This window comes from Bacillus sp. REN3, from assembly GCF_017912555.1.
In the GTDB taxonomy this organism is placed as follows: domain Bacteria; phylum Bacillota; class Bacilli; order Bacillales; family Cytobacillaceae; genus Mesobacillus.
The window spans coordinates 1-7,355 of record NZ_JAERSD010000046.1; the positions used below are offsets into that span (position 1 = coordinate 1).

General features: G+C 32.1%; 3 protein-coding genes. All 3 read left to right on the top strand.

Annotated elements, in window-relative coordinates:
- Nucleotides 1-433: 433 nt before the first annotated feature.
- The 3 genes from JJQ88_RS20810 to JJQ88_RS20820 all read left to right on the top strand — a co-directional run bounded on the left by JJQ88_RS20810 (nucleotide 434) and on the right by JJQ88_RS20820 (nucleotide 7,062).
- Nucleotides 434-2,668 (top strand): nuclease-related domain-containing protein, encoded by a 2,235-nt coding sequence (locus tag JJQ88_RS20810; protein WP_210367957.1) that lies wholly within the window; start codon nucleotides 434-436, stop codon nucleotides 2,666-2,668.
- 409 nt (nucleotides 2,669-3,077) lie between these two features.
- Complete coding sequence (locus JJQ88_RS20815; protein WP_210367958.1) at nucleotides 3,078-3,986, top strand: hypothetical protein; 909 nt, start codon at nucleotides 3,078-3,080, stop codon at nucleotides 3,984-3,986.
- On the top strand, nucleotides 3,952-7,062 hold the full coding sequence (locus JJQ88_RS20820) for a DEAD/DEAH box helicase (protein ID WP_210367959.1): 3,111 nt from the start codon (nucleotides 3,952-3,954) through the stop codon (nucleotides 7,060-7,062). Before JJQ88_RS20815 ends, JJQ88_RS20820 begins: the two co-directional genes overlap by 35 nt.
- Nucleotides 7,063-7,355 lie beyond the last annotated feature (293 nt).

The window sequence follows — 7,355 nt, forward strand, 5'->3', positions numbered from 1 at the left end:
AATTGAACCGCCGTATACCGAACGGTACGTACGGTGGTGTGAGAGGTCGGGGGTTAGTCACCCCCTCCTACTCGATTGCCTCTTAAATAACTACAGTGAACTGTATCTACATTGACGGCAACGTATTTTGGACAAAGATGTCATGAATCGCTCCTGGCATAATCTTCCTTGAAAAGCTGACTATTAGCAATGGTAACTCCCTAAACAAGATCCTTGGTTGTAAATAGAAGTTTCATCTCATGTGAACACGAATTATTAAAACATTCATTAAGATTACAGTGGAGAGTATCTAAGATGCACTAGTCAACAAACTGAAAATAAGGTAAAGATGGGGCAGCACCTTTTCTTAACGAATGAGTATAACTACTAGGATATAAAATTGGTATGGTATATTAGAATATATTACCAATAAAATTTTAAAGGCGTTGTGAAAATGATTATTAAAGAAGTACTGAATTACTTAAACGAGCTTCCTTTTGAGCATTTGTTTAATGACCAAATTATTAAATCAATAAAACAGAAAAAACAGGATTTATCCAAGAATGATAAGCGTTTCCTGTTAAAAAAATTAAGTGAGTTTCGCAAGTTTGATGATCATTTCATATTTTGTGTCATCTTAACTTATTCTATTTGGTATCCAGACGAAGCCGTTGAAGAGGCAAGGAAAAAAGGTGTCTTTAGATACAAAGCATGGGGATTTAAAACTAACCGCGCTGAATTTCTCTTAAGAAAAATAAAAGAACTTTACACACTAATATCCTATTCCGATAATACCAAACAATTTATTGATAAAAAGCTTATGTTATCGTGGATGTTTGATTTTTATAAAAAAAGCGAAGAGGAATTGATCAAATATATTAAAGAGCATCATCGAAATCGAAGAAGAACCCGTAATGGCAAAGCACTCGTTGAAGAAGCATTGTTTAAAGAACTTCTTGCCTATGCTGATGCAATGTTTTATTTAAATAGTCGCTCGTATGAGTATATTAATAAGAATAAATTAGAAGGATATGGACATGAAGAAATCAGCGATGGTATTTCATATATCATTTATTTGTATAACGCAACTATTGGTATTAAAAGCGATAGCCATTATACTGTTTCGGCTCAATACGTTTTATCTGATGAAATTGAAGAAATAATTTTGATTGCTTGCAAAGTTAATCAACTGCAAGAGTGGGAAATATGCATTGATTATTTTAACTATAACGTAAAGTCAATTGAAAGAAATCTCCTAATTTTCGATGACACAGAATTGTTTGAAAAGAGTATTAGATTAGGCTATGTTAGGCGTGAAATGCAAGAGCAGCTTTTTTATCATGAAAATATAAAACATTCAGAAGAGAATATGTCATTATCCGAAATAGGAGGTTATATAAAAGACAAACTAGGAGAACATTTGGTAAAGGAAGTAGGAACGGGGGCATTATCAAGATACCGTTTTGAATTTCCTGAACCTCTATTTGATCTCTTTCAGAATCCGGAAATGTATCAAGGTAAATTTTTTAAAGAAGAAGTGCTATCTATTGCTCACAATGCCAGAGAGATGATCATGAATTTTGAAGATGCTTGTGAAAAGAAAATCACTAACAACTGTACTTTAAATGATGTAGTATTCTTCCAAAGATTTTTTTCTTTAATGAACCTTATAGCAAGTAAAATCCTTTTTAATCAAAAAGATTGGAATAAGAAAATTAGATCGCTGGTACCACATTTTCAATACGAGGGATTAATTGACATACTTACAGTTTTCATGGGAGAACGAGTCAAAGCAGAGGAACTTCTTCAACTCTTTACCTATAAAAAAGATATAAAACTAGATTTACAGTATACTCCTTTCATCGAAGCTTCTGGTGGATTGTTTTTTTCAAATTCCCTTGTAACTAAATCAAATTTACTAAGAAATTGTATAGCGTATTCCTACTTAGCAAAAAATCAACTTGTTAACCAAGATGATCGGGAGACATTAGTTCAAGAGTGTGTGCGGATTTTTTCTGAAAGGCATCAGGAATATCGTGTGTTCTCTAACAAAAAATTCTCTTTCTGTGGTCAGAACGGAGAAGTCGATATTTTAGTGATATCTGATCAAGATATTATTATTATCGAATGCAAATCTCCATTAAATCCAACAAGTAATTTTGAAATGCGAGCAAGTGTTGAACATATCAACAAGGCAACAAAACAACTTGATCATTGCAAAGCTGCGTTTATGGATAAAGCGTTTAGAAAGAAGTACCTGAAAGGCTTGAGCATTCCAGATAATCCTCGCAGTATACATACTTGTATAGTTTTTGGAAATAGACTCTTTAATGGATATTCTGTTAACGGTCATCCAATACGATATGTGCGAGAACTTGATATGATATTAAACAACGGACATATATATTCGGCTGCAGGGACGTGGCGTGTGTGGCAAAGTGAAGAGTTTAAACAAGATGAACTTCTTTCTTTTTTATCTCCTGAGCATCCCCTAATGATTTCTAATTTCAATTCGATGGACAAGGTTGATCAGTATATGTTTATTAAAGGGAGAAAAGTATGTTTTGAAACCTATGTATTCAATTTTGTAAAAGCGATGGAGCAATATGATATGCTTTTATTTACTAAGAATAAAAATGACACTGTTCGAGAACAAATTAATTCTGCTTATGAGAAAAACAAAAACTAAATACAAGTTTGCCAATCACAACTCATTATGCGGATTTAAGTTCGAATTTCATATTCGGGGACTTTTGCATCCCAGTACGAAACATTAAGAGTCTTTGCCATTTGTGTAAAAATAAAGAACTAATAAGATGGATAAGTCAAAGAATAATATATAATCCCTGTGTATTTTTTATTTGGTGTAGCAGTTATTTAACCTGTCTTTTTATTATTTCTAACTAGTAGTTATTATATGTATCTATTTTTAGTTGTAGTTGTTTTCTTAAACTGTAGACATTTTCCAATTTTATCTATAACCTTAGAACTAGGACATGAATTTACTAGAAAATTTGGTAGAACTGTTAAAATAACTGCAGGTAAATTTATTATTATTCACGAAACAATATGAAGAGAAAAAAGTGTAGGTGGATTAAATGGATTATCCTTATTCAAAAGTAATTTCTTTACATGAAGCAGACCCACATTTATATTCAACTATAGAACTTGAATACCCAAAAGATAAAGAGAAATTTTTAGATTATATCATCCCAGTTTTGGAAAAAGAGTATGGGCTAGATAGTGATTTAATTGAGGAAAAACTTAAAAATGTATCAAATGACAAAACAAAAGCAATTATGAACTTCCTTAAAAAACATAATACACCTGACCCGTCAAAGAGTGTTTCCCCTAAACGAATCTGGCTTAAGAATACGAGAAGTAAATTACCAGAGATATTAGCAAGGGACATTCTATCGAAGAAAGAAAAAGTTAAATTTCCATATAGATATAGCATAAATGAAGACGATCCCGACATGCCTAAAAGGGGTATAGATGGTTTTGGTTTTATCTTTAAGGAAGATAGCGAAGGGTTAGCCTTGGATTATATTGTCGCAGCAGAGGTTAAAGCATCGGACGATAAAAACAGTCCACCTGCTACCGTCCATCAAAAAGCAGATAGCATGTTTTCTGCATTAAAAAGTGTAGTTAACATAGACTTAAGATTAAAAAAATCTCTGGCAAGTGCATTTGATATATTAGACGATACAGAATTTATAGCAGTAGTAGCAAATGTTATATCAATAATTGAAGAAAATGACAATAGTCAATTAGAAGAACTAAAAAAACAAATTGTGGTTGTTCCTTTTCTTTTAAGGAGAAGAGAACACTGGTCTGAAGATGACTACGGTAAATTTAAGACAGATAATTACGAAATAGAATGTGCGGCAATAAAATACTATATAGTTGCTCTTGATTATGATTTAGTAAAGTTTTCAGATGAAATATATGAGATATTAAGGAATGGTAGAGATGACACAGTTAGTTTGGGAAAAGCAAATAAATAGAATAAGAGATATAAACAAAACCAAAGAGATACTATCAGATTGGACAGAGTATGATCTATCTTCTAGGCTCAGTGTAGATACAAAAGAGCAAAAATCCCATTCTATGTCTGAATTTCTTGCATTTCTTTATCAAAGTACTGGCTCCAAATTAGATCATCTCTCAAAAGAACATTCCCTTTCTTTAAACAAAAAAGGTTACGATATTAGTAAAACTGTTTGGTTCAATAAAAAACCAAAAGCAACTTATGAGTATATAGAACAACTTTTTAACTTAAGTATATCAGGATTACTCAGTGAGTCTACTGCTGAAGTGCGAATGATATTAAAAGAAGAAAATTTTTACGAAGTTTATAACAAAATTAAAACTGAACGTTGGGATATCTATCTTGAGAATATTAATAAATTGTTATTTCTTATTCTTCTTCGTAAACTAAATGGTTGGGAAGATATTAAGTTTACTCAAGATATTATGGAATACATCAAAGAAAAGAGGGAAAGCGAAGAAGAAAATTTCCTTAATACATTATCTGAAAAGGAAAATCCATATCCCTCAATAAGTTGGCTAGCAAGTCAAATAAACATATTAGAAGCAATTGAAGAGTATTCAAAATACATATTAAAAGGAAAGCCAGAAAACATTGAAAAAGTGATTGTAAGACTTTGTAGTGATGCAATTGATTTAACAGCAACTTCAAATAAACCATCTAGAAAAATTTCTTTAAAACTTTTTGAGTTAGGGTTAATAAAGATGGTTCAAAGTTCATTATGGACCAATTCATATGGTTTATCTGAAAAAGTAGATCAGTATATAGAATTTTTAACAAATGAAAACAATAATAAGCCAGTTTTTGACTTATGGCCATCGCAACAGGGGGCACTTAAACAGAATTTATTTGACCTAAATAAGACTGCTTTGATTGTTCAGATGCCAACAAGTGCAGGTAAAACATTACTATCTAAGTTTTATATTCTTCAAACTTTAAATTTGTATCACGATGCAAAAATTGCTTACATTGTCCCTACACGTGCGTTAGTTAATCAAGTGAGAAAAGATTTAAGAAATGATTTTAAGGAATTAAATATAAATGTAGATATTGCTATTCCATTTGCAGATATAGATTCTCTTGAAGAAGAGATATTATTGCAAGACACAGATGTACTTATTACTACTCCTGAAAAGTTAGATATTTTACTAAGAAATAACCATCCATCTGTTGAAAAATTGAGATTAGTTGTAGTAGACGAAGCGCATAGTATTGCAGATGGTGGTCGAGGTTCTAGGTTAGAACTCCTTCTTTCAAATTTAAGGAGAGAAAACAGGAATTTAAGAGTACTATTGTTAAGTCCTTTTATAAGTAATGCAGCAGAAATAGCGAAATGGCTAGGTGATAGTAGGGGGCATGACATATTAGTAGATTGGAGACCCTCACAACAATTTACTGGATTATATAAACTAGAAACATTAGGAAGAGGAGACCACAATGGAGTGGTTAATTACTTACCTTCTAGTTTAAATACGATGTATGATAGAGAATTTAGTTTTAAAATTCACCATAGTACAAGAAAATTAACTAAAGTTCAAAAAGCATTTGAAGTAGCAAAAGTGTATGAGAAAATTGGTGGAGTATTGATCCTTTGTTCAACTAGGTTGAGTGCGGAATCCTTTGCTAAGGTTTGCGTTGATTCAAGAGAAAAATTAGATAGAGAATCTCTTAATAAGTTAAAGTCTCTTTTGAATTTAACTGAAGTGGAGTTAGGTAAAGATTCATTATTGTATAAAGCAATAGAAAGAGGATGTGCATATCACCATTCATCTCTTCCGTTAATAATCAGAGAAGAGATAGAAGAAGCGGTTGCAAATAGGTTAATCACAGTTATTTCAGCAACTACAACCTTAGCACAAGGGATGAATTTCCCTATTTCAACAGTTGTATTTCAATCTATGCATGTGCCCGAGGGTACATTTTCCCGATCTATGACCAGCGCAGAATTCTGGAACATAGCAGGTCGGGCAGGGCGTGCATTGAATGATAAAGAAGGGCACATTTTGGCAATTCATGAGAAAGAAAGTGATGAAAAACAGTTCACCAACTACCTATCCAATAAAAATAATGAAGTATTATCTTCATTACTAGACACTTTAGATTTGTATAATGAAGATGACGATTTTAACTTTGGGTTACTAAGGAAATCAGCAGGATTCACAAATCTCTTACAATATATTTATCATATTCTATATATAGAAGAAGATATTGAAGTGGAAGACGTTGTTCGAGGTAGTTTGGTCTATCATCAGTTACTTAATGTAGGGAAAGAGAAATCAGCTAAGAAACTAATAAATATCACGAGAAAATACCAGCATCATATATCAAAAGATTTTAACAAGAAAAAATTAATGCAATCAATTGATGGCTCTGGGTTGTCCAGTGTAAGTATGAAATACTTAATTGGAAGAATGTCTAAACTAAACGTAGAGTTTAATTTAAATAAGATTTTTAGTTATGATGACAACAGTTTGGAAGAATATGTTGAGTTAATAAATAATATTCCCGAGATAAACTTGGGCCTTTATAAACAAGGTGGAGATTTTAATTCTAAACTTGTTTCTGAAATTACAAAAGATTGGGTTACTGGTAAATCCTTACGAGAAATTGCTGAAAAACATATACACTTCAAGGATACAATAGATGAGAGAATACAGCATTGCGGAAAATATATATATGGAAATTTAACTAATAACCTCTCTTGGGGACTGGCTGCTATGTTAAGAGCAAATGGAATAGTAAATGGAAAAGAAGAATTTACTTCAAACAATTCTTTAATACCATCGTTTATATATTTTGGGGTTAATACCAAAGAAAGTGCAGCCTTATCAATGTTAGGGGTTCCTAGATTCGCAGCCGATAGATTAGGCAAATCATGGAGAGCAACTAATGGAGACTTCGAAAACTCCAAGATTAGTGATTTAAAGGAATGGCTTAATAATATTAGTGAAGAGAAATGGATATCTAATTTCGAAAGTGATAAAGAAGGTTTAGCAAAAGCACTGTATGATAAGTGGAAAAAGGAAAGGTAAAAAAATTAATCCCAAGCAAAAACCTAAGAAATTTTAAAGAGAAAAAAAGGGTATCGTCTTTAGAAGTTGAATCAAATACTTGTTAGGGAAAACTCCCTTAGTTTACCTTATGACCTGTCTCTCTAATGACTTGTTAAAATCCTTTTTTTGTCTATCTTTCTTTCGAATGTATTAAGGTAAAAAAGACCAGATAATTATTTGTCTGGTCTTTTCTTAATGTGCGCCCGGCATGGGTGCAGTCTATAGGGTGTAAGTCCCGAGCCATGAAGGCAGTAGTAGTGGTTAGCTTAACG